General features: G+C 62.1%; 20 protein-coding genes. 9 read left to right on the forward strand and 11 right to left on the reverse strand.

The features are described 5' to 3' along the window. Positions 1-42: 42 nt before the first annotated feature. The 3 genes from OHZ10_RS36525 (at position 43) to OHZ10_RS36535 (ending at position 3,045) form a co-directional block, all read left to right on the forward strand. Complete coding sequence (locus OHZ10_RS36525) at positions 43-1,227, forward strand: serine hydrolase (RefSeq protein ID WP_342706125.1); 1,185 nt, start codon at positions 43-45, stop codon at positions 1,225-1,227. A 440-nt stretch (positions 1,228-1,667) separates the two neighbouring features. Further along, positions 1,668-2,072 (forward strand): hypothetical protein, encoded by a 405-nt coding sequence (locus tag OHZ10_RS36530; RefSeq protein WP_342706126.1) that lies wholly within the window; start codon positions 1,668-1,670, stop codon positions 2,070-2,072. A gap of 109 nt (positions 2,073-2,181) precedes the next feature. Then, complete coding sequence (locus OHZ10_RS36535) at positions 2,182-3,045, forward strand: hypothetical protein (protein WP_342706127.1); 864 nt, start codon at positions 2,182-2,184, stop codon at positions 3,043-3,045. Between the two features lie 8 nt (positions 3,046-3,053). Here the strand turns inward: OHZ10_RS36535 and OHZ10_RS36540 are convergent, their stop codons facing one another. From OHZ10_RS36540 to OHZ10_RS36565, 6 genes are all read right to left on the reverse strand, one after another. Further along, entirely contained in the window at positions 3,054-4,586 is a 1,533-nt protein-coding gene (locus OHZ10_RS36540; RefSeq protein ID WP_342706128.1) for a hypothetical protein, read from the reverse strand. Between the two features lie 423 nt (positions 4,587-5,009). Then, positions 5,010-5,558, reverse strand: coding sequence for a 3'-5' exonuclease (locus OHZ10_RS36545; RefSeq protein ID WP_226212716.1), 549 nt, complete (start codon positions 5,556-5,558; stop codon positions 5,010-5,012). 35 nt (positions 5,559-5,593) lie between these two features. Continuing rightward, on the reverse strand, positions 5,594-6,484 hold the full coding sequence (locus OHZ10_RS36550; RefSeq protein WP_342706129.1) for an ATP-binding protein: 891 nt from the start codon (positions 6,482-6,484) through the stop codon (positions 5,594-5,596). Further along, complete coding sequence (locus OHZ10_RS36555; RefSeq protein WP_301835863.1) at positions 6,481-6,978, reverse strand: hypothetical protein; 498 nt, start codon at positions 6,976-6,978, stop codon at positions 6,481-6,483. The genes OHZ10_RS36550 and OHZ10_RS36555 overlap by 4 nt, the downstream gene beginning before the upstream one ends. Further along, positions 6,975-7,928 (reverse strand): CBASS oligonucleotide cyclase, encoded by a 954-nt coding sequence (locus OHZ10_RS36560; RefSeq protein ID WP_342706130.1) that lies wholly within the window; start codon positions 7,926-7,928, stop codon positions 6,975-6,977. Before OHZ10_RS36560 ends, OHZ10_RS36555 begins: the two co-directional genes overlap by 4 nt. Positions 7,929-7,989: 61 nt before the next feature. Beyond that, positions 7,990-9,516 carry a 5'-methylthioadenosine/S-adenosylhomocysteine nucleosidase gene (locus OHZ10_RS36565; RefSeq protein WP_342706131.1) on the reverse strand — a complete coding sequence of 509 codons (1,527 nt, stop codon included), beginning with the start codon at positions 9,514-9,516 and terminating at the stop codon, positions 7,990-7,992. Between the two features lie 431 nt (positions 9,517-9,947). On the opposite strand from OHZ10_RS36565, the gene OHZ10_RS36570 reads away from it, so the two are divergent. Both OHZ10_RS36570 and OHZ10_RS36575 read left to right on the forward strand, forming a co-directional pair. After that, the gene (locus OHZ10_RS36570; RefSeq protein WP_342706132.1) at positions 9,948-11,072 is read left to right on the forward strand and encodes a type IV toxin-antitoxin system AbiEi family antitoxin; all 1,125 of its coding nucleotides are present in this window, start codon (positions 9,948-9,950) and stop codon (positions 11,070-11,072) included. After that, the gene (locus OHZ10_RS36575) at positions 11,073-11,993 is read left to right on the forward strand and encodes a hypothetical protein (RefSeq protein ID WP_006761200.1); all 921 of its coding nucleotides are present in this window, start codon (positions 11,073-11,075) and stop codon (positions 11,991-11,993) included. A gap of 1,281 nt (positions 11,994-13,274) precedes the next feature. Here the strand turns inward: OHZ10_RS36575 and OHZ10_RS36580 are convergent. From OHZ10_RS36580 to OHZ10_RS36590, 3 genes are all read right to left on the reverse strand, one after another. After that, positions 13,275-13,634, reverse strand: coding sequence for a helix-turn-helix domain-containing protein (locus OHZ10_RS36580; protein ID WP_342706133.1), 360 nt, complete (start codon positions 13,632-13,634; stop codon positions 13,275-13,277). 128 nt (positions 13,635-13,762) lie between these two features. Continuing rightward, positions 13,763-14,620 (reverse strand): hypothetical protein, encoded by an 858-nt coding sequence (locus OHZ10_RS36585; protein ID WP_342706134.1) that lies wholly within the window; start codon positions 14,618-14,620, stop codon positions 13,763-13,765. Between the two features lie 185 nt (positions 14,621-14,805). Beyond that, the gene (locus OHZ10_RS36590; protein WP_342706135.1) at positions 14,806-16,173 is read right to left on the reverse strand and encodes a site-specific integrase; all 1,368 of its coding nucleotides are present in this window, start codon (positions 16,171-16,173) and stop codon (positions 14,806-14,808) included. A 300-nt stretch (positions 16,174-16,473) separates the two neighbouring features. On the opposite strand from OHZ10_RS36590, the gene msrB reads away from it, so the two are divergent. The 4 genes from msrB (at position 16,474) to OHZ10_RS36610 (ending at position 21,055) form a co-directional block, all read left to right on the forward strand. Next, entirely contained in the window at positions 16,474-17,004 is a 531-nt protein-coding gene (msrB, locus tag OHZ10_RS36595; RefSeq protein ID WP_059241029.1) for a peptide-methionine (R)-S-oxide reductase MsrB, read from the forward strand. 35 nt (positions 17,005-17,039) lie between these two features. Next, positions 17,040-18,914 (forward strand): cytochrome c biogenesis protein DipZ, encoded by a 1,875-nt coding sequence (locus OHZ10_RS36600; protein ID WP_342706136.1) that lies wholly within the window; start codon positions 17,040-17,042, stop codon positions 18,912-18,914. A 57-nt stretch (positions 18,915-18,971) separates the two neighbouring features. Next, a complete protein-coding gene (gene msrA / locus OHZ10_RS36605; protein WP_059241031.1) occupies positions 18,972-19,715 on the forward strand; it encodes a peptide-methionine (S)-S-oxide reductase MsrA in 744 nt (247 codons plus the stop codon). A gap of 224 nt (positions 19,716-19,939) precedes the next feature. Then, positions 19,940-21,055, forward strand: coding sequence for an aromatic ring-hydroxylating oxygenase subunit alpha (locus tag OHZ10_RS36610; RefSeq protein ID WP_059241032.1), 1,116 nt, complete (start codon positions 19,940-19,942; stop codon positions 21,053-21,055). 28 nt (positions 21,056-21,083) lie between these two features. Here OHZ10_RS36610 and OHZ10_RS36615 read toward each other — a convergent pair whose 3' ends face one another. Continuing rightward, positions 21,084-21,473: a cytidine deaminase gene (locus tag OHZ10_RS36615; RefSeq protein ID WP_059241033.1), complete on the reverse strand. Its 390-nt coding sequence runs from the start codon at positions 21,471-21,473 to the stop codon at positions 21,084-21,086. Between the two features lie 25 nt (positions 21,474-21,498). Continuing rightward, positions 21,499-22,815 carry a thymidine phosphorylase gene (gene deoA / locus OHZ10_RS36620; protein WP_059241034.1) on the reverse strand — a complete coding sequence of 439 codons (1,317 nt, stop codon included), beginning with the start codon at positions 22,813-22,815 and terminating at the stop codon, positions 21,499-21,501. Positions 22,816-22,823: the final 8 nt, after the last annotated feature.

Consider the following 22,823-nt stretch of genomic DNA (forward strand, 5'->3'; position numbering starts at 1 on the left):
TCGTGCCATTCACGCTGTACGCCACAGGAGTCTGCGGTCAAGATGAACCCATCACGTTTTGAAAACGATTACGGCTTCCGCCGCGACAGTGTCCGGCACGACAACTGGCGCGACGCGCCATGGAATGTCTGGGCCTTTCGCCATGTGCACGAAATCATCCCGACAGCGCGAATTCCCGCCACGCAAGGGCTCGTTGAAGAACCCGCGGTCAGCGCCGATGCGCTCATCGAACACGGATTCGTGGTCCATGGCGAACGTCGCACGATCGGGCGGGTCTTGCGACAGACCTCGACCGACGCCATCGTCGTGATGCGAGCCGGGCGTATCGTCGCCGATTATCATGCACCGCACTTCACGCTGCAAAGCCGCCACATCCTGTTTTCGGCCAGCAAGTCGGTTGCCGGCCTTCTCGCAGGCATGGTGGTCGGCGACGGCCTTCTGGACCCCGAAGCACCCGTGGCGCAGTACGTTCCCGAACTCGCTCGCTCGGCTTTCGGCGATGCGCGCGTCCGGCATGTCCTGGATATGCGCACCAGCCTCGCGTTCAACGAGGATTATCTCGACCCCGAAGGTATCTATGCGCGCTATCGGCGGGCAGGCCTGCTGGACCCGCGCCGCGAAGGCGAGCCCCCGGAGACGGTGATTGACCTGCTGGCCTCCCTGCCCAAAGGCGCGGGCGAACATGGCGGCCCGTTTCATTACTGCTCGCCCAACTCGGACGTGCTCGGCCTCGTGATCGAGCGTGCGTCGGGCCGGCGCTACGCCGACTTCGCGGCCGACCGTCTGTGGCGACCGCTGGCACTCCGGCACGACGGTTGCATCACGGTGGACATTGCCGGCACGGCCCGCTCCGGCGGTGGCTTGTGCATGACCGTGCGCGATCTGGCCAGAATCGGCGAGCTGGTACGTCTGGGCGGTATCGTCGACGGTCGCCGGTTGATCCCTGAAGACTGGATGACCGATACGCTCACGGGCGGCAGCGCGCAGGCGTGGCGACAAGGCAATTTCTCGAGCTGGCTGCCAAACGGCAAGTACTGCAACAAGTGGTATCAGGTGGGCAATCGCAGCGGCGCGTGCTTCGCGATCGGGATTCATGGCCAGTGGCTCTATGTCGACCCGCTACGTGAAACGGTCATCGCCAAATTCTCGTCACAGCCCCAACCGACCCATGACGAGGTCAAGCTGCTGAATCTCGCGATGTTCGAAGCGATTGCGACGATGGCGTGAGGACTCTTGATAGCCGGCAGCTGTGCTTTCCGCACGGATGGTTCGCTTCGGTATGTGTGATCGTTTCCTGTATAGGTGGTCACGCGTTGTGCGAAACCTGAGTTCGAGCGGACCGTCACGCTGTAGTGGTAAGGTTCCTTATCTCTCTGGTGCGCTCATCCCGACGACAGGATCGGCATGGGACAGCGAATGGCGGCTCTAGCGACCGCAACGGGAGCTGGTACGTGCGTCGCAACCGGCAGAAACGAGAGCAACAATTGACATTACCAACACTGCATCGTCGCCACTCAACAAAATTCGACGAGGTTTGGTGACGTTTGACGGCATGCTCGGGCACAACGAGCCGAGGGACAGTCGCTCCGCGGTCGTTTGCGCTGGCGGTACAATGGTCGCGAGTCGCGGGATCCTTAGCGAAGTCAGGCCTACCAATCGGAGGAGACTTGAGCGAGAACGCGCAGGTGCTTGCATTCGCAGACGCCGTCGCCGAGGCCGTATTCGACGGTTATACGCTGATAACCAGATACGTGACCCTATTGGCTGGCGGCAAGCGCCAGATCTGGGCCGCCGTGCTGGAGGCAACCCCCGCTAAGCCTCGCCCGGAATACTGCTTTCGGCTCGAGATCGAAGACGTGGCCGTCGGCCACGCAGAAGTGACAATTGAGAATGTGACGGATCTCGTTGGCGCGCTCAAGACGGCAAGTGTCGGGCGTCTCGAGATCGACGGCCAGCAACTCGACCTCATCGGCCGTGACATGGAACAGACCGAGATTCCGCTCCACTATCAATTGCATAACACCACTTGGGAAGTGGGCATCTCCGATCACATTCGAAGTCAAGAATCCTAGATTCGGCGAGCTGCCGACTCGCAACAGAGAGTACTTTGACACGTCGCTACGGCTCGCGGACCCGCCGTTTGATGGTCTTGACGATGTTGCTGGGTGGCTTGGTCTCAAAGTGACGGGGCAAGTTCAGCCCTCTATCTCTATTGTCGTTCATCCCGCTGCTGATCTGCTGCTGGACGCTTCCAAGCTGAAAGACAACCGGCTCATGCTCGTGATCGAGGCGGTTTCGCATCTTGACCCGAACGCCATGTCGGTCATGGTGCGCGAAGCGCCTGGATTGGGAGTGCAAACACGAAAACGGCTCTCCGATAGGATTTTATGGACTCAGGACGGCGACAAGAGGATAGGCAACTTGACCGTCGATTTGCGGAATGCACACGCAGCCTTGGTGATGTTGGTCGTGGGCAAACATACGGTTCGGCGTCACTGGTTTACGGATCCAGCCAAGGCACCCAATCATCGGCTGTCGACGATGAACCATTTCGACCACGGTCTCCGCAAGCTGGTCGAGGCATTGCGAGGCAATTCCAACCAGCAGAATGAGTTCGAGAAAGCCGTTGCAGCCCTACTCTTTCTACTTGGCTTTATGGTAGGTGCACCGAGCGAGAGCGAAGCGCCGGACTTGATTGCCGTCACTCCAGCAGCTCGCTTGCTCCTCGTGGAGTGCACGGTCAGTGTGAAGGACATTCACACGAAGATGGGGAAACTAGTAGACCGGCGTGAGTCGCTCAGAAATGCGCAGCGCACTGCGAACCCGATGAGCGAACCTATCGCGGTCCTAGTATGCAAGGCACCGCGAGCAGGCATTGCTAACGCGGCCGACGCTAAGAAGCACGGCGTAATTCTTTGGGCAGGCGAACAGATAGAAGAGGCAATCGCTCGTGCTGTCGTGCCGAACAATCCAGACGAAATAATGGAGCAGGCACTCGAATCACTCTGGGACGATACCACCGCGCCATCGTCGGGCAATGCGTAACTCAAGGGCTATGGCATCGGCCATCCATCCGGCAGTCCCGCCATCCCAGACCATACTTTCATGTCGGGGAAGATCTCATGCCAACTGTTTTCCAGCAGGCGGCGGCGCAGCTTGGTCACCTCGGGGAATGCCTCATGTGCGAGAGCGCTGAGCTGGAAATGACGGTTAGGTCGCCGCTTGGCGGCTGAGCAGTACCTCTCTATGCCGAGCTGATTGATGTCTTGCCCGGCGATTTCAAGCTCAGCGATCGACGTGAAAAAGAACGGCATCGCTTCTACCCATGACGTCGGGAGATTTTTTGCTTCTAGGCGCCGCTTCACGAACTCGAGAAGCCGATCGAACGCCATTGGCCACATCAAGTACCAGTCTTCGTAGGTCACGACCATGGGGTAGACCGGCCGCCCATTGGGAACCCACTTAGATACGCCCTTGACGGCGTCGTTGATGTTCACATAGAGCTTGACGATGTCTTTGGCCATTTCGTCGAGCGATTTATCGTATTCGTCGCCGTCGCCTGTTTCCTTGGCATTCTGCGGGAGTCGGCGAGTCTTGCATTCGATGAATAGATTGGCTGTATCGTCGCTGACGATCCAGTCGACGCCGTGTCGCTGCTGCCCGTCGACCACGTACGGTTGCTCGCCCGAGATGTTGAATCGACCTGTGTCAAAGGCGTTCTCCAAGACACGCCCCACATATCGTTCGAATGCATGGCCATACTCGTGTCCGAAATCTATTTGCGACTGGTTTTTGCCGTTGACGAGGTCGTAGAAGAGCCCTTCGGTTGCTCGGCGAAGCAGCAGGTGCGGGAAAGGGCACCAGTATTCGCTTGGGCGGCTCCGGTCGATGTTGATGAGCGGTGTAGCTTCCAACGGGTTAAAGGTTAGTGCCCATCGCGTATCGTGCTTTTGGACGGCCTTAAGCGCTTCGCGAAGACGTTCCGCAGTGGTGCCGCAAATCTTAAAGAACGCGTCGCGCTGGGCGTCGCGTACATCGAACGCCAAATAATCTTGTGTGGCAAGCGTACCCGGTTGCTTGATCCCGGCGCCGGCGATCGCAATCGCCAACAGATACATTGCGCGTACAGAGACACCGGTGCTCCGCTCGAGCAGCTTCGACAGTGTAGGATCGCTGTACACATGCCATGCGCGGAACAGTCGCGCTTCATCCCTTGTGTGTTGCCATCGAAGTTGCTGATGAATCGTCCTGTGCAAAATCCCTTGAGCGAGATTCGATGCCCCATCTTCGATCTCGAGCTTAGCTATTTCGTCGTTAAGCGTGCGAAGATGGTCAACGAACTGGGTCAGTCCATCCAGCGTTGACAGGGGCTGCTCGGATCCTCGCGCATGCAACACGATTTCACGGCACAGCGTGTGCAGCTCCCACACGTACACGTCCCGCGCCCGGCCAAGGACATCTGTACGTAGTTTTAGCACGCCGGTATTTGGATCGACATTCCGCTGGTAGTGCCAGATTGCGTGGAGCGAAGGCTTAATGGCCAGCTTGGCTATTCGATTGCGAAATTTTTTGTAGGTCTCGTACATGCAAACTGATGGATGGTCGGACGCGACTCGTGAAAGCAAATTTAACGGCCAATGCGCTATTGGTGAAAAAGGCAGGTTGAAATGTTATCGTGAATGTCCCAACCCGATGTCTGGCCGGTTTCGCCCTGCGGACACTCACCGACCGCAATCTACGTGTCGCTTCAGGCTATCTACCGCCCGACGCAGTCGTTCGCGCCGAGCTGGCCAACGCCGGCAGTGCAGCGCGTGCGGTCGGTCGCCCGCCTCCGCTGAACTCGCGGCGTCGGTCAGAAAGCCGACATTCGAGCGTCAGCGGCAGTCATGCGTCAGATGCCAGTACTCACGTACAACGGAAATCGCCCGGAAAGCGCGCCCTGTTCGCTCCGCGTATGTCCGCTGATCACTGGCGCGGCGTTGCCGTTGGCCGCCACATGCGCCAGCGAACTAGGATCGGGTTAGGTTTCGTGCTAGTCGGAACAGCTCTGCTTGGTAAAGCGCGTCGTGCAAGGCGTCGTGGTCGCCTTGAAGCGTAGGATTCAGCCTGCGTGCCATCGCGCTTGAGCGGGTGTCCTGCCACGAGCTGCCCGTCGCGCCCATGTACAGCGCCTTGATATCCACGGCCGTGAATCCGAACGGATTCGCGCCCGTGAATCGGTGGAAGTAATAGTTGACGAACGACCAGTCGAAAGGAGCATTGAGACCGACGAAGACCGGAAGCTCCCATTCGGTGCATTGCAAGCCGATCCAGACTGCGAAGTTCTGCATCGCGTCACCGGGGGAGAGCCCATCCTTGGCAAGCTTCTCCAGCGACAAGCCCGTGACCTTGAGGGCCTCCGGAACGAAGTTGTCGTTGATGGGCCGGAAGGAACACGAGAACGTCCTGCTTGGATCGTCTACCAAGCAAGCACCTAGCGTCAGCATACTGAATTCGCCGGGAATGGGGCCGGCGGTCTCGACGTCAACTGAAATGAAGACCTCTTGCTTGGTGGTCATGGGTTCTCCGTTCGTGCTGCAATTGCCCAGCGCGGTCAATCAGCCAGCGCTGGTGATGGGGACGTCAACAGAAGTGCCTGTTCAAGATGAGTGAAAGTCAGCGCAGTGTCCGGGAAGGCAAGCGCTACAGCCGCAGGGTAAACGCGCGTCCGTATGTCAGAGTAGGTCCAAGAGGGTTTGGCACCCAATGCACCCGTCGATGCCACCAAGGATGCGATCTGCTCCGACGTGAAGCCCAAGTCCCCAAGGTCCATCTCGAAGAGCTCCTTGCGCTGACCGGCGTCGGGCCGGCGGAAATGCTCGACGACCGCAGCACGGCGTTGGATGGCAGGATCGAGTACAGACATCCGGTTGGTGCACAGGATCGTGAAAATGCGACCCTTGCTAGCCCGCAGTTCATCAATGGCCTGGATTAGCGTGTTCACCGCCACCTTGTCTTCGTGGTGACTCTGATCCTGGGCGCGGGTCGCTGCCAACGAATCGCCCTCGTCTATGATCAGAATAGCCCGGCGGTCCTTTCCGATCGACTTCTTAATCTCGGCGAAAGCCTCCGAGATCAGGGTGCCCATCTCACCGACGCTACCCTTGCCGCGGACCCGGTTGCTCAGCTTGAAGAGCATTGAATCCTCGGTCTTGGAGTCCTTGGCGATGCGGTTGCCGATGGCCTCCGCCATAGCCGATTTGCCCGTGCCCACATCGCCATAGAAGATGGCGAACGGGTACTGGTCGCGCAGCGTTTCCACCAGCGCAAGGCGCTTACCATGGTGCTTCTTGCTCCAGGCCTCGACCTGATCGAGGTTGATAAGCAGCTGTAGCTGCTTGCTGACCTTGAGGTAGAGGCTCTCGAAGCCGAGCAGCCCCTTGGCCTTCGCCGTGATGTCGGCATTGGGAAGAACGAACTTGCTCTCGAAGACGGAAGTGCTCACGTGAAGTCCTTGCGGCTGACGCCGAATCCATTGCTGCTGTAGTCCCGGGCGCTGTTCTCTTTGAGCGTCGAGTGGCTTGTGCTAACGTCGGTGGGCGACCAACTGATCTTGAGCTTCGGCTTGGTCGCCTCCTTCAACGCTGGCGTGTAGTCGCTGGTGTAAGTCAAGATGATCCGCAGGGACGGCTGGCTCACCTCCGGCCATAAAACTCCACCGGCTCGCGAGGGCGTCAGGTCGCTGCTACCAATTTGGACTACGTACTGCACCGCCTTGACCTCGATGCCGCCGCTGAGCAGCGTGACGTCAGCCATCTTCAGGAAGCCGCGCTGCGCTAGGTACTCGACGTCGTGACCGTACTTCGCGGCCTCGGCCTCGGTCATGCTCTTCGAGCTCTCGGCGATCATTCTCAGGTCAGTCGTGAACTTGCGGACCACCTTCGTTACGTCTTCGCTCGTATAAGAAAACGTCTTGGTGCTGCTGCTGGAGCCGCTCATTCGTCGTCCTCCACCTTGAATCGTGGGCCAAAAATCTCTTTCCAGACGTCCAGGTCATCGTCAGCCGAGGCTGTGTGAGCGGCTTCCCATGACTCGTTCGCAACGCTGATAATCTCGAGGCGCTCCGCCTCGGTGATCCTGGATGCCACGTTGTTGCTGTTGTTGACCGGGTCGATGATCACCACAGGATCAGTGAACTTCACTGCGGGCTTGTCGCGGTTCTCGACGAAGTCGATACGCTCCTTCAGCTCGGACTTCGCGATGTACAGGAGGAAGTCCCTGAAACGCTGTTCGATGCTTGCACCAGTGCCGTTCTTTTCCAGTAGGTGCGCCATGATCAGCTCGATATGGAACGACTTCAGGCCCGGTGGCTTCATATGGTTCTTCCACCGCTTGGCCAGCCGGATCAGGGTTCTGAAGTGCGCGTCGGCGTCCTTGCGCTTGGCCACGAACTGGATCGAGCAAGGCGCGCAGGTCAGACTCTTGGAGCCGTCCTGGATATCGAATTGCCAACCGAAATCTGCGCGGGTGGCGTCCTCCAGCACAGGGACGATGTCCACTGCCAGGCCTGAGCCGACAAAGGTCACCGTTGCAGCTCGCCGCTGGATCTCGAAGTCTTCGACTTTCTTGGTCGGGTAGATCTTGATAAGCAGCTGATAGATCGTCTCGCTCAACTCGGCGAACGTCTTGTGGTCGACGTCCTCGCCAGTGATGTAGAACACGACGTCCACATCCACAGGATCGTCATTGGTCTTGCGCAGAATGGTGTACTTCGCGAACGAACCCGCCTTGACCACCTTGGTGACGGTCAGCTCAGAACGGTTCTCGACGTGCTTGCGCAGCTCCTTGATCAGGCGCTCGACCTGCTCGTGATACTCGGTGCGCTTCTGCTGCGTCAGGCGCAGCACATTGCTGTCGTACCAAAGCAGTTGGGTATTCGTTAAAGGCAAGGTGGTCTCCTACTAGTGCTCTGCGGCGCGCCTGACCGCGTTAGTGAACGGGGAGCGACTCCTACGAGCCCAGCCCAAACGCGACCATGTCGGCTGCAACGATGGCAGCGGCCCTGGACGCTAGCTCGTGAAATGAGTTGTCTTTCTTTGTATCGCCGAAATCGCTTATTCCTCGGATCACGAGCGATGGAACGCCGTGCTGTGTGCATGCGGCGAAGATGCCGACGGCCTCCATTTCGGCCACCTCCACCTTGCCGTGAAGTTCGCGCAGCTGACGGAACTTTTCGGGATCACGAAAAAGTTTCTCTCCGCTTGCGATGGTTGCCGCCTTGGGCATCACCTCCGTGGCAACATCTCCAGCCTTTGATGTCTCGGGGTATTGCAATCCCTGTTTCTTCCATGCTTGAGTCAGGCGCTCGGTGACCGAGCGTGCCGAGGCGAGATAGTTCGATACGTCCTGCTGGATGCCGAAGGCGGGGCGGTACGTCTCTGGGCGTGCTTCGGTAAGACCGCCCGCCACCAACGCAGCACCTTCGTAGGCAACAACGCGGTCCGAGATGACCACGTCGCCCAGAGCCGTCTTCTTTTGCAAGCCGGCGGCTATGCCGATCATGATGACCAGCTTGGGCCTGAACTCCATTAGCAGCGTTGCTGTTGTCGCTGCGGCGTCAACGTTGCCCGCGCTGCCAAACGTCGCGATGGTGCATGTTGCGAGGTTCCCCTTCGTTGTCTGCAATTGGGCGCGCCAATGGTTCTGGCCTATGTCGGTCTTCGCCGCAGGTGTTTCCTCATCGACTCCGAAAGCGATCTTGGCCGCGCTCAGCTCAATGGGCAGCGCTGTTAGCACGAGTACATCTGTTGGGGCCGCATACGCCTCGGCGACGAGTTCGCCCTCTAAGATTGCGACCACTCCGGCAGCAATCTCTGCGACTTGCAGGACGGGTTCGTCAAGGGAGAGCGCTGGTGTCTTGGACACCGCGCACGCGCCGGTGTGGCTCAAGAAGGACAGGGGGGCCGACATAAAACGTCTATGCAGGCCGAGCGCGCCTTCGCCATCTTCGCTATTGGCACCGATCTTCAGATCCATTGGGTAGATCGGCAGCCCAAGCTTCATCATCTTGTACGCTCGGTCGGAAACACCCTTGCCGCCCCCGAGGGCAATCATTCCCACAGCGTGGGCAGCCTGTGCGTCACCGACATTGCCGCCGGTAACCACCTCATCCGGTATGACGTCGACCCGTGCTAGCCCACGATGCGAGAGTTTCGCAATCAGCGCCCGCTGTTCAGCATTCATGCTGTCGCGCCGGTGCCTTTCCGCCAGCACGATGACCACGCGTGGCAAGGCGGACTCGCCCGGGTGGCAAACATCAATCTCGCGCAGGATTGTCCAATCGAAGATCAACGGCTGGTTGCTTTCGTTGACAGGCTCTGCTGCCGTGTAGACGACAAAGCCATCACCAGCTTCTAACACCTTCTTGGTAATTTCGCGGACGAACGCGTGCGCTCTATCGAGCAGCGCTGGTGCCGCGGACCGAGAGGCGCTGCCGGCCAGCAGAAAATACCTCGGTTTGTGATTTGACTGATTCATTCGGCTGTGGAAGACCGCCGCTCAATCAGCCAATGGATGCGAAGCGAATATTGCAAGGCAGGCTCGCGCAGCACACGGCTGTTGGCTGGTGCCCGTACGTGCTTTGCTTTAGCCTCCACTTGCTGTCGCCGGTGTCTTCTCTCTGTCTTGTTTTAGGATTAGTGAGTGTAACAAGATGTTTCTGTCCATCGCAACGACAGTTTCCATTGTGCTTTCCTCGTGCCGACATGCAAGCCGGATCTGCTGACGGCTCGTGCGCAGCGCTGGCCTCCCCGGTTAGCCACGCTTCAGGTAAATAGGGACACTTAATGTGCGCTACCTTAGCCAGCCTCCATTTCTTAGCTGCTCAGCTAAACTGGCCACTTTTGCTAAAGTATAGCCTTTGTTCTATCCTATGCTGATCAGCAAAATTACCATCCCTGCTTACGCCAATGGAAAAACCTGCTCAGAGTCAGAAGGTGACGGCCCGCATCGCCTACGAGGCCGAGGTCGCGGGCGAGCTCTGCGCCGCTCTCGCAGAAGCCACAGATGGGCAGATCGTCACCCGCCAAGCCGAACAGCCGACCGGAGACAGATTGAGGCTCGATCTCCTGATCACGCTTCTTGCCGGCGGCAAATCGGCCGATATCGCCGTGGAAACGCTTCGCCACGCCTATCCGCGGGATATCCGAGAGGCGATCTGGAGGCTCGACGAATACAAGCTCGCGTCCGAGCGCCCGCAGGACTTGCTGACCATGGTTGCTGCTGAGTCGCTGAGTCCTGGCGCAAGGGACATGCTCCGAAAGCGCGGGGTTGGCTATTTCGAGCGGAATGGCAACCTGTTTCTGCGTTGGCGCAGTTGGTTCATCAACATCGAGCGCCCGGAGCTGGCGTCGGCAAGGAAGGCGGTCACCGCACTGTTCACCGACGCACGCGAAATGGTCGTTCACGCGCTGCTGGAGCACCGAAACGAATGGATTACCGGGGGCGACCTCGCCTATATGACTAAGAGCTCCTCCTATACGTGCTCCGTGGTGCTGCAGGAGTTGGAGCGGCGTGAATGGTGCGAGTCCGTTGGTGCTGGCCGCACGATTCGACGACGATTGATTAAACCGAGGCAACTGCTGGACGCATGGGCCGAGCACTGGACAAAGCGCAAGGAGCAACGCACCCGCTGGTACTCTTTTGCGGATCGCCCCGAGGCGCTGCTTACGCACTTGTCGTACAAGCTCAGCAAGAGCGGGGTCCCGTTCGACTACGCGTTTACTGGCACGGCCGCCGCAAACCTCTACGCTCCGTTGCTTACCAGCGTAGATACCGCCGAGATCATCGTCTCGCCGGGGCACGCTGAGCAGCTTGCGAAAACGCTTCAACTCAAGCCAGCCGACAAGGGCGCAAATGTCACTCTGGTCGAGCGCACCGGCGCAAGCTTGTTGTTTCGCGACTTACGCGGCGTACGTCCCGATGAGTATCCTTCCTATTTCGCCAGTCCTTTCATCCTCTACCTCGACCTGCTCGACGGCCGCGGCAGAAATAAGGAATTGGCCCAACACGTTCTAGAACGACTGGAGTTATAAATGGCCAATGGAGCCAAACCAGCCAACGCCACAGGCTACGACGCAGACGTGACAGCCGCATGCGAGCGCACCTTGCTCACCCTGCTCGGCGCATTCGGCAGCCTAAAGAATACGTTGCGGCTCGTGGGAGGTCTGGTGCCACGGTACCTTACGCCTGAAGCGCCGCCTGACGTGCCCGCACACGCCGGAACCTCTGACGTCGACGTCGTCCTCAACATTCAAGTGATCGCCCAGGGCGATGGCTACGCTGCATTGGCCGACCAGCTTGCTGCGCGCGGATTCGAGCGGCACGTGAATCCTGAAAACGGTAGGCCGTCTTCGTGGCGGTGGCAGCGGCGAGTGAACGAGCATATGTTTGTGCTCGTTGAGTTCCTTCGCGACGCTGGCGACGCGCAGCCCGGGAAACCGGTAAACGTCGACGGTGAACGTGTCTCCGCGCTAGCCGTAAAGTATGCCGGCATCGTGCATGAATGGTTTCAGGAACGGGAGATCACGGGCAAATTGTTGGACGGTGGAGGTATCTCTACTGAGCTGGTTCGCTTTGCCGACGTGCCTGCCTTCGTCATTCTGAAGGCCTTGGCGCTAGACGACCGCATGGAAAACAAGGATGCGGCCGACCTCATCCATGTGCTGCGGTACGCGGGGAAGATCGACGAGGTTGCCGAACAGTTCGTGCAGCGCGCGTTGTCGCAGACCCACCCCGGCGCGATCGAAGCAGGACTCTCGGCCCTGCACCGCCGCTTCTGCGATGACGAACATGGCGAGGGATACGAAAAGGTCGGATCAGTCGGTTACGCGAAATTCCACTACCAGGCCGACGATGATGCCTTGGTGCGAGACCAGCGCTTCGCGTCGGGCCTCGTTCAAGCGCTCCTTGATGAATTCAACGCCAAGCTCGCGGAACGCCAGCCAAAGACTTGAAGCCGTTCGCTTTCTAGGGGAATCACCCGAACTTCGCGAGCGACGCCGGAAACCGACTACCCGCCCACGGCAGGCGATGTGTAAGGCGTAGCCGCAGAACTTGGCGCACACAACGTTCGGTAGGCTCGGAGGGCGTACCCCTCCGATCACAAACGGCACCACTATCGACTGCACCGGCATCATCGAGACGCGGGCCACGGTCGCCCCTGCAAGCATGACGTCGAATAGATCGTGCGAAACACCCGACCAGGCACGCCGGCGTCTCTTCCCAGCCGTTCAAGTAGGACCTGCTGACCACGTGGTCGTCCAGTATCAACGTGAGGGCGCCTACCTCGGAAACGTGCGTCCGACCAGCGTTCCAAGCGGCAGAGCTCGATGCAGAAGTCGCGCTTGAGCGGAACGTCGAGATACATCCGTATCCTCAGGCGGGTTCAGCTCAATTCTCTCCGCATTGCGGAGAGAATTGGTTCGTCAGGAAAGACCTAAGCACACCCACGCATTGACGCACTGCTGCTCGCTCCAGCCACCTCCATACTAGGCGGTCGGCGCATAGGCAAGCGCCGGAGCAATCTGTTGCGAATTGTCGGCGCGCTCCCCGCGCCGCACATCCTCCCGAACATGACGGCCGACCTGCAATAGAGCAACGTCAATGCAACATTGACGGCGACCGCCGCGCCGGCCCGCACGGCATTGATCATATGGTGAACGTCAGCCAACAGGGAAGCAGAGATCAGCTCGGTCACCTTATCGGGATCGAAGAAATCGGTGCAGGCAGACAGCGCCAAGCCATGGCCACGTTACCGGAATCTCGACAGCGGCGGAACTCTGGCGAGCGCGCTCCCGTATTCTCCCCGCGCCGCAGGGAGAATTCGCCCACCGTCATCTTCCGGCTGCCGGCGGCGAGATCGGGCGGGCATGCGCACTTGCCGCGTCCGCAGCAGCCGCTCCCGCTGCGGTAGATACAAAATTAAAACGAGTCACGAAATCAGCGCAAGGATATGCTTGCCCCGAAATGAAGGGGAACATAGCCCTTACTATGTTCCCCTTCCCTACTGGCCCTCGGAATTGCTCGCTTCAGTGGCCCCACAGTTTCACTCGGACAACCACGCACAACCTCCCTCGATTTCTAAAGTTTCTATGTAGAAACTGCCGATGCCCGCCAGCGACATGCATTAAGTAGGCGCGCTATCCGCGCCGCGATACGGTTCGCCCTCGCTGGCAGCGCAAGTGCAATCTCGTTTGAGTCACTCGCCAAAGGACAAGGCGGCGGACCCCAATAAATTACCCGGGATGGATCATGGGAAGATCCATCTGCACCCAGTCACCATCGTTCCGGAGCGCCGCCGCACACGGTGCGGTTGAGAGCAGTACGTAGTCACCGACAGCGTGCGTCACGCCACTTTCGCTCGCACGGGCGACCGTTACGGTTGCGATTTGATACCCGCGTTTACGCAGCTCGCACACACGTGCACGAGGATCGAGGATGTCGAGGAAGCGCATTGCCTCCACGGTAGTAACGCGGCCGAAAGCAGAGAAAGCCTGAAGCAAGCGTTCGCGCTGCCGGCTCGCACTATTGCCAGGTTGTCGAGCCAAGATCACCCTCAGTGCCGTCGCCATCGTAGTTGCATCAACTCGTGCCATGCTTTTCCTTCTAGTTGTGAGCATGGACACGATGTTCGCCTAGCATCCCGCAAACCCTGCTACGTCAATCTCGCCGCCTCGAAGGGAGAAAGCGTCCGGACGAAATTGACGCCAAATGCCTAGGTATTTCATCCGGCGGGCTGTTCAAGCTGTGCGGTCGCGATGCCAAACTCGTCTGCGAGTTCCATCAATGTCGCCACCGTGACGGTCGCGGCAGTCGGATCGGTGAGCGATCGGAGCAACCGCAACGCCTCTACGATTTTCTCGCCATCTGACCTACTGTCGCCCCCAATCAACGGAGTCGACACTGGATTCACGCTGACCCGGCTAATCAGATGGTGAGTCGCATTTTCGCTGGCGATACCCGCCATTCTTTCGGAAGCCGCCTGAGCGGCAATCGTCGACCTCACTGCGGGTGTGAGAATCGAGCGAATCGTGCGATCACTCGTCTCCTCCCAAGCAAGGACCGTAGCCACCATCAGAAATTTCGTCGGGAAACTTGAGCTAAGCACGTACAACGAATGGGCAAGGTGGAGCACAAATGCCCGTCGATCTCCTAGCGGCAAACGGCCCGCCGATCGCGGCGGCACGCGAGAAGGTGCGGCACAAATACGGCTAAGTGGTTCGCGAAATGCCGGATCCGTCCGATCTCCGATGACCCATGGCCCGGCCGAATCAAGGTCCGCCTCGAAGGCAGAAGCCGAGGCCTGCAGCTTTCTGACCTGGGCAACAGTCGGAGCCAGTTCAGCCTCTTTCCCCTCGACGCACGCCAAATACGCTCTCGCGACCGCCTCGGCCACCTTCACTCCGAATACCGTCGACCGCGTCATGGGCGTCGCGTCGAAAAAGGTGCGGCTATCGCGATCGTCGCGCAAGTAGCGACACCAATCGTCGGCTCCCCTTTTTTGCGGCTGCGTAGCCAAGAACGTTTGTGCACGCGCGATTGTATCCGCGAGCGTTTGATTATCGATGGCAAGGACAGTCACGGGTTGCTCCCGGTTCTTATTACGGTTCGATCAAGGCTGAATGCCGTCGATTGTAGCCTGCGGAGTCGCCGCCCCCCAGCAACCGCGGACACCGAAATGCCGAAGACGGACCTATAACCGTGATAACTCGTATTATCAGGGTTACATCTTTCCCTGCTCCCTCTCCGGAGGAAGGTATGCTCTGATTACGGCGCGAACAGAAAACGTACGTTTTCCGTACCCGTGCCAAGCAATACCGACAGACGGTCACCCCATCGCCGCCACGCATCGCGCATCTGCGCGTCATAATCGAACTGCAGATAGATCCGATCAAGCGGATCATTTCGTGCATGGTTTAGACATCGATGCACGATGCTTTCCGGAATGCCCAGCGATTGCATCATCGTTGCGCACGTCCGACGCAAGTCATGGCATTTCCATTGACCACCCGGGACAATGAGCGCATCGGTTGCCCTCGTGCGGCCTTCGGTCGGCGCATCCTTCGGGCGTTGCCGATCACGGATCGCCCCGCAGGTCGTATGGATACTGACGTGTGGCAGTTTGCCCTTTTCCGACGGGAACACATATTCGCGGCGTGCGTCACCTTCCGGTACGCCGGCACGCACCACTTGCTGAGCTGCAAATTGTGCGAGGACAAAATCGGACAGGTGAATCGTGATCGTCGCATTCGACTTCGTATGTTCCTTTGGAATGGTCCACGTCCGTGCCTTGAAGTCAAGATCGGCCCATCGCGTCAGGACTGTTTCGCCGACGCGTGTTCCGCAAGCGAGCATCACCCAGACCGCTGACGCAATAGAGCGTGGAAGCCGAGCGGCCGGAATCAGTTCACCGAGCGCACAGATTTCGTCATCCGTAAGTGTCCGATTACGCTCGTTGTCACGCACCGGGTCGTAATCACCTGAAACGACATCCTCTTTCGCAAGCGCGAGCACATCGCAATCGATCAACAAGCGCTTCCACGGCTGATTACGCCCGCCCCACCGAATCATTTGTTGGATGGTTACCAACATCTCGACCGCTTGCCGGTTGCACCCCCCATCGGAAATCGCGGTAAGCAACGGCAGAACGTTCGACGCAAACACGCCTGCGATCCTGTGCGCACGAATGGTCGGCAGCACATGCTTCTCCATCGCACCTCGAAGCGACTTACCGCCATCCTTTCGGCCTTTCTTTCCGCGTTTCTTGTTGATCGTCGCGAACCACGCATCGAATAAGTCGCCGAACGTGAGGTCCGCCGTCACCGCTTGTTCAACCTTGGCCTGGCGTTCACGCTTCTTCGCTTCGAGATAGTCCACACCGTCGCGCGCCTGTGAACGAATCGTCTCAGCCGCTGCGCGCGCATCCTCTAGCGATAACTGCACATCGGTTGTCGAGCGCGCCCACGTCTTGCCGAGCGGCTTATCGCGTTGCTTGCCATTGATACTGACGCGAACAAACCAAGTTTTCCCGCCGGCCGGCCCCACGCGCAGGAACAGTCCACGCCCATCCGACAGGAAATACCGCTTTCCGGTCGCCTTCGCAGCTTCGATTTGCCTGACCGTCAATGCACCCATGATCGCCCTCCATCGATATCGTGACCCGATCGGCCCGCGCATCCTAAGCAGAGCCTACCCCACGCCACGAACACTAAAAAGACACTAAAAAGTTGCGGCTCGTGCGGGATTTCCGCGGAAGTGGGCGGACCATGAATTTCCCGCAAACCCTTGTCAGGCGGGGCTCTGACGGGTTTCTGCGGAACTGACCGGAACACCCGGAAAGTAATCACAATTCATTTAACTTTCCGTGAGGACTTCGACACCGGCCGTTGCCTACGATGGGCGCATGTTTTCAGGACCTGCTTTCAGGAGCCCGTCATGCCTACCCGCAGACATTTGCTGTTCGCCGGCGCCACCGGCCTTGCCGCGCTCGCGGCGCTGTCCTCCGCCGGTCGCCGCGCGCTGGTCGGCCGCGCGTTCGCCGCGCCGCCGGCCGGCGCACCGAAGGCCCCCCCTTTCGAGATCACGCTCAGCGACGCCGAATGGCATCGCCGGCTCACGCCCGCCCAGTACACGATCCTGCGCGAAGCCGGCACCGAGCGGCCATACAGCAGCCCGCTGAACGACGAGCACCGGGCCGGCACGTTCGCCTGTGCCGGCTGCGGCCTCTCCCTGTTCTCGTCCGCCACCAAGTTCGACAGCCATACGGGCTGGCCGAGCTTCTGGAAGCCGCTCGACCACGCGGTCGGCACCGACGCCGACACCACGTTCGGCATGGTCCGCACCGAAGTGCACTGCCGCCGCTGCGGCGGCCATCTCGGCCACGTGTTCGACGACGGCCCGCCGCCGACCGGCCTGCGCTACTGCATGAACGGCCTCGCGCTCGCCTTCCACCCGGCCGCCGCCTGATCCGGCCCCACTCCCGACCGACTGGAGAACGCACCATGCTGCTCATCGTCCTTGCCTATCTCGGCGGCGTGCTCACGATCCTGAGCCCGTGCATCCTGCCCGTGCTGCCGTTCGTGTTCGCGCGCGCCGACCAGCCGTTCGTGCGCACCGGCCTGCCGCTGCTCGCCGGCATGGCGCTCACGTTCGCCGTCGTCGCGACGCTTGCCGCCGTCGGCGGTGGCTGGGTCGCGCAAGCCAACCAGGCCGGCCGCTGGATCGCCATCGTGCTGCTCGCCGTGTTCGGGCTGACGCTGCTGATGCCGCGCTTCGCGGAACACCTGACGCGCCCGCTCGTCGCCGCCGGCAACCGGCTCACCGGGTTCGCGCAACGCGACGGCCGCCCGGCCGGCCCTGCGTCGTCGCTGCTGCTCGGCGTCGCGACGGGCCTGCTGTGGGCGCCGTGCGCCGGCCCGATCCTCGGGCTCGTGCTCACCGGCGCCGCACTGCGCGGCGCGAGCGTCGGCACGACGCTGCTGCTCGTCGCGTATGCGGCCGGTGCGGCGACGTCGCTCGGCGTCGCGCTCGTGATCGGCGGCAAGGTGTTTGCCGCGATGAAGCGCTCGCTCGGCGCCGGCGAATGGATCCGGCGCGGGATCGGCGCGGCGCTCCTGGCGGGCGTCGGCGCGATCGCACTCGGCCTCGATACGGGTGCGCTTGCCCAACTGTCGACCGTCACGACGGGCGGCCTCGAGACGAAGCTCGTCGATCGCCTCGGCGGACGCTCGAACCGCGCACCAGCCGCGCTGGACGCGACCGGCAACGCAACCGACAACACCGCCGGCAACGCAACCGGCGGCGCAATGATGGCCGCGGCGGCCGATGGCGCACCGGCCGATGGCGGTGCGATGGCCGGCAGCGCAATGATGCGCGCGGCTGTCACGACACCGGCCGCGCTGCCCGTCGAAGGCACGCTGCCGTCGCTCGACGGCGCCGTGCAATGGCTGAACTCGCCGCCGCTGACGGCCGCCGGCCTGCGCGGCAAGGTCGTGCTCGTCGATTTCTGGACGTACTCGTGCATCAATTGCCTGCGCACGCTGCCGTACACGAACGCGTGGGCGCACAAATACGCGCCGTACGGGCTCGTCGTGATCGGCGTACACGCGCCGGAGTTCGCGTTCGAACGCGACATCGGCAACGTGAAGAAGGCCGTGCACGACCTCGGCATCGACTACCCGGTCGCAATCGACAACGGTTATTCGATCTGGCGCGCATTCAACAACGAATACTGGCCGGCGCACTACTTCATCGACGCGCAAGGGCGCGTTCGTCATCACCACTTCGGCGAAGGCGAATACGCGCAGTCGGAACGCGCGATCCAGTCGCTGCTCGCGGAAGCCGGCCATCCGGAAGCGCTGAACGTGCCGCTCGGGCTGACCGGGGCACCCGCGAAAGGCGCACTCGCGGCGGCCGACAGCGCGGACGTCCGCTCGCCCGAAACCTATGTCGGCTATGCGCGCGCGGAGAGCTTCGCGTCGCCGGGCGGCGCGGTACGCGATGCAGCACACCGCTACGCCGCGCCGGCCCGGCTGGACCTCAACGACTGGGGCCTCGCGGGCACCTGGAGTGTCGGCGCCGAGCGTGCGTCGCTCGCCGCGCCCGACGGCCGGATCGTCTACCGGTTCCATGCGCGCGACCTGCACCTCGTGCTTGGCCCGGGCGCAAACGGCCGGCCCGTGCGCTTTCGCGTGACGCTCGACGGCGCGGCGCCCGGTACCGCGCACGGCGCCGACGTCGACGCGCAGGGCTACGGCACGATCACCGGCCAGCGTCTGTACCAGCTCGTCCGGCAGCCGGGTGCGGTCGCCGACCGCACGTTCGCGATCGAGTTTCTCGATCCGGGTGTCGATGCGTACGCATTCACTTTCGGTTGATCGCATGCGCCGCCATCCGGCCGCCGCGCTCTCCGACCCATTCAAAAGGAGCAAACGATGATCCCGATCTCCACCCGCGATGCCGCAGCGCGACGCCGCGCGACTTTGCTGCGCCGCATCGGCGCCGTCGCCGTCGCGGCCGCCGCCGTGTTCGGCTACCAGCGCATCGTCAATTCCGCCGAGCCGATGCGCACGGTGCCCGCGCCGACGCTCGACGAAACGCCCGGCGCGGCGCACGAAGAAACGGCCGTGCTCGCTGGCGGCTGTTTCTGGGGCGTGCAGGGCGTGTTCGAGCACGTGAAGGGCGTGAAGCAGGTCACGGCGGGCTATGCCGGCGGCGCATCCGAAACCGCGCACTACGCACTCGTCGGCTCGGGGCTGACGGGGCACGCGGAATCGGTTCGCATCGTCTACGACCCGACGCAGATCACGTACGGCCGGCTGCTGCAGGTGTTCTTCTCGGTCGCGCACGATCCGACCGAACTCAACCGGCAGGGCCCCGACGAAGGGTCGCAGTACCGGTCCGCGATCTTCCCGACCACCGCACAGCAACGCGCGGTCGCGACCGCGTACATCGCGCAGCTCGGCACCGCGCACGTGTTCCCGGTGCCCGTCGTCACACGGGTCGAGGACTACAAGGGGTTCTATCCGGCCGAGGCCTATCACCAGAACTACCTCGAACTGCATCCCGACGCGCCGTATATCGCGTTCAACGACCTGCCGAAGGTCGCCGGGCTGAAGCAGCGCTTCCCGGCGCTGTACCGTTCCGACGCGGTGCTGTGGCGCGAGGCCCGTTCCTGACCGCCAACCGGCCGCGTGACGGAAGACCACCCGCCGCACGGCCGTACGTGACCGGTACGCGCCGCCTGCGAACCGGTTTGCGCCGCATCAACGAACCCCCGGCCGCCATGCCGGGGCAAACCCGCATCGCGTCCGCCGCGGCGGGCAACTTCGCGTAGACTTCTCCAGATCCCCGCCGCTTTTTGCGGCGCCCGGACCACCCGCCCAGCCAGGAGGCGTCACGCATGCTCGCAGTGCCCTTGCCTGACAGCAACACCGTTGGAGAATCGTCCTCCGGCGCGACCGTGCGCGACCTGCGCCGCGTGCCGATTCACCCCGATCACTGGTACCCGCTCGCGTGGTCGCGCGAGCTCAAGCGCGGCAAGACGCTCGGCGTGCATTTTGCCGGCGAGCCGATCGTGCTCGTGCGCACCGAGTCCGGCGCCGTGTACGCACTCGAAGATCGTTGCGCGCACCGCCAGGTGCCGCTGCACGCGGGCGTCGTCAGCGGCGAAACGCTGCGCTGCTGCTATCACGGCTGGACCTACGCGTGCGACAGCGGCCGCTGTGTCGACGTGCCCTACCTCGGCCGCGAACGCTTGCCCAACGGCGTACGTGCGTATCCGTGCCGCGAGGCACATGGGCTGATCTTCGTGTTCCCGGGCGACGCGACGCTCGCCGAAGAACGGCCGTTCCCCGCACTCGAATCGGCGGACGACCGTGCGTACAAGACGCGCCGCTTCGGCCGCGAGGTCAAGTGCCACTACTCGTTCATGCACGAGAACCTGATGGACATGAACCATCAGTTCCTGCACCGCAAGCAGATGGGACAGATGCGCGCGCGCTCGGTCGGCCGCCGCCGCGGCGACGACTGGGTCGAGGTCGACTACACGTTCGCGCGGATGGAAGGCAAGCAGCCGGTCGGCGAAGCGCTCGTGTTCGGCGCGAGCAAGAAGCCCGCTGACCAGTCCGACAAGAGCGTGATGACGGTACGCACCGGCTACCCGTACCAGACGCTGCAGATCCGGTCGAGCGAAGGCACGCTCGTGATGGATCTGTGGATCGTCTACGTTCCGCTCGACGCCGAGCAGCGGACCAACCGCACGTTCGGACTGCTGTCGATCCACAAACCCGGCATCCCGTTCGCACTCGATCTCGCGTGGCCACTGCTCGTGTGGTTCACCGAACGCATCTTCCGCGAGGATCGCTGGATCGTCGAACGCGAGCAGGAAGCGCACGATCGTCAGGGCGCCGACTGGAACCACGAGGTGTTTCCGGTCATCAACGAGCTGCGCGACCTGCTGCGCCAGTGCGGCGCGCGCACCGTGATCCCGATCCGCGAGACGCGCGAAGGCGCGTGACGCATGCGGCGCGCCGCGATGCGCGCCGTTACAGGCTGAACGCCCCCGGCAGCAACGCACGGGCCGTCGTGACTTCGACGGCCCCTTTCAGGTTGGCCAGGATCACTTCGATATCGGGCAAGCCGATCTCGATGATCACCTGACGGCATGCGCCGCACGGCGCGATCGGGCCGTCCGTGTCGCCGACGACCGCGAGCCGCGCGAAGTCGCCGGGACGATAGCCGGCGGCGATCGCCGAAAACATCGCCGTGCGTTCCGCGCAATTGCACAGTCCGTAGGACGCGTTCTCGACGTTGCAGCCGTGGAAAACCGTCCCGTCGCGCGCCTGCAGCGCCGCGCCGACCTTGAAACGCGAATACGGCGCATACGCGCGTTCGCGCGCCGCCTTGGCCTGCTCGATCAGTTCGTCTCGTTCCATCGAAATGGTGCCTCCGGGAGTAGGGTCAGCCGATCTGCCGGTAAAGGGTCGGCGGCGCTTCGCCGGTCTCGCCGAGCACGTAGCTGCGCCGGACCGCGTCCACCGCATGCGCCGCCGACGCGTGATCGTGCGCGTGCACGTAGCCGAGCGGCTCGCCGGCCTCGACGCGCTGCCCGATCTCCGTCAGCGCCGTCAGGCCGACGCTGACGTCGATCGCGTCCTCCGCACGCGTGCGGCCACCGCCGAGTGCGACGACCGCCAGCCCGAGCCCGCGACAATCGACCCGCTGCACCACGCCGGCCGCAGGCGACGCAACCGGCACGATCACCGCCGCCCGCGCCAGATGCCGGGCGGGCGCGTCGATCAGGTCCGCGGGGCCGCCGAGCGCCACGACCATTCTCGCGAAGCGTTCGGCCGCCGCGCCCGAATCGAGCGCCTGCTGCAGCTTCACGCGCGCGTGGGCGACATCGCGTGCCAGCCCGCCGGTGACGAGCAGCTCCGCCGACAGCGCCATCGTCACGTCATGCAGACGCGCCGGGCGCGACTTGCCCGTCAGGTAGTCGATCGCGCATGCCACCTCGAGCGCGTTGCCCGCGCACGGCGCGAGCGACTGGTTCATGTCGGTGAGGATCGCAGTCGTCTTCATGCCCGCACCGTTGCCGACGTCGACGATGCTGCGCGCCAGTTCCGCCGATTTCTCCGCGGTCGGCATGAACGCGCCGGAGCCGACCTTCACGTCCATCACGAGCCCGTCGAGCCCCGCCGCAAGCTTCTTCGACAGGATCGACGCGGTGATCATCGCGACCGACTCGACGGTCGCCGTCACGTCGCGAATCGCATAGATGCGCTTGTCGGCCGGCGCGAGCCGCTCAGTCTGGCCGATGATCGCGACGCCGACCTCGCGCACCGTGCGGCGAAACGCATCCGTCGCGGGCATCACGTCGTAGCCGGGAATCGCGCTGAGCTTGTCGAGCGTGCCGCCGGTGTGGCCGAGCCCGCGCCCCGAAATCATCGGCACGTAGCCGCCGCACGCAGCCACCATCGGCCCGAGCATCAACGACACGACATCGCCGACGCCGCCCGTCGAATGCTTGTCGATCACCGGCCCGTCGAGATCGAGCGCACGCCAGTCGAGCACGTCGCCGGAATCGCGCTGCGCGAGCGTCAGCGCGACGCGCTCGTCGGTGCTCAGGTCGTTGAAATACACGGCCATCGCGAACGCCGCCACCTGGCCCTCGGTCACGCTGCCGTCGGTCACGCCGCGCACGAACGCGGCGATCCCGTCGCGATCGAGCGGCTGCCCGTCGCGCTTCCTGCGAATGAATTCCTGCGGTAGAAACATCGTTTCCT

Origin of the sequence: Burkholderia arboris (assembly GCF_038723655.1) — a bacterium.
Classification (GTDB): domain Bacteria; phylum Pseudomonadota; class Gammaproteobacteria; order Burkholderiales; family Burkholderiaceae; genus Burkholderia; species Burkholderia arboris.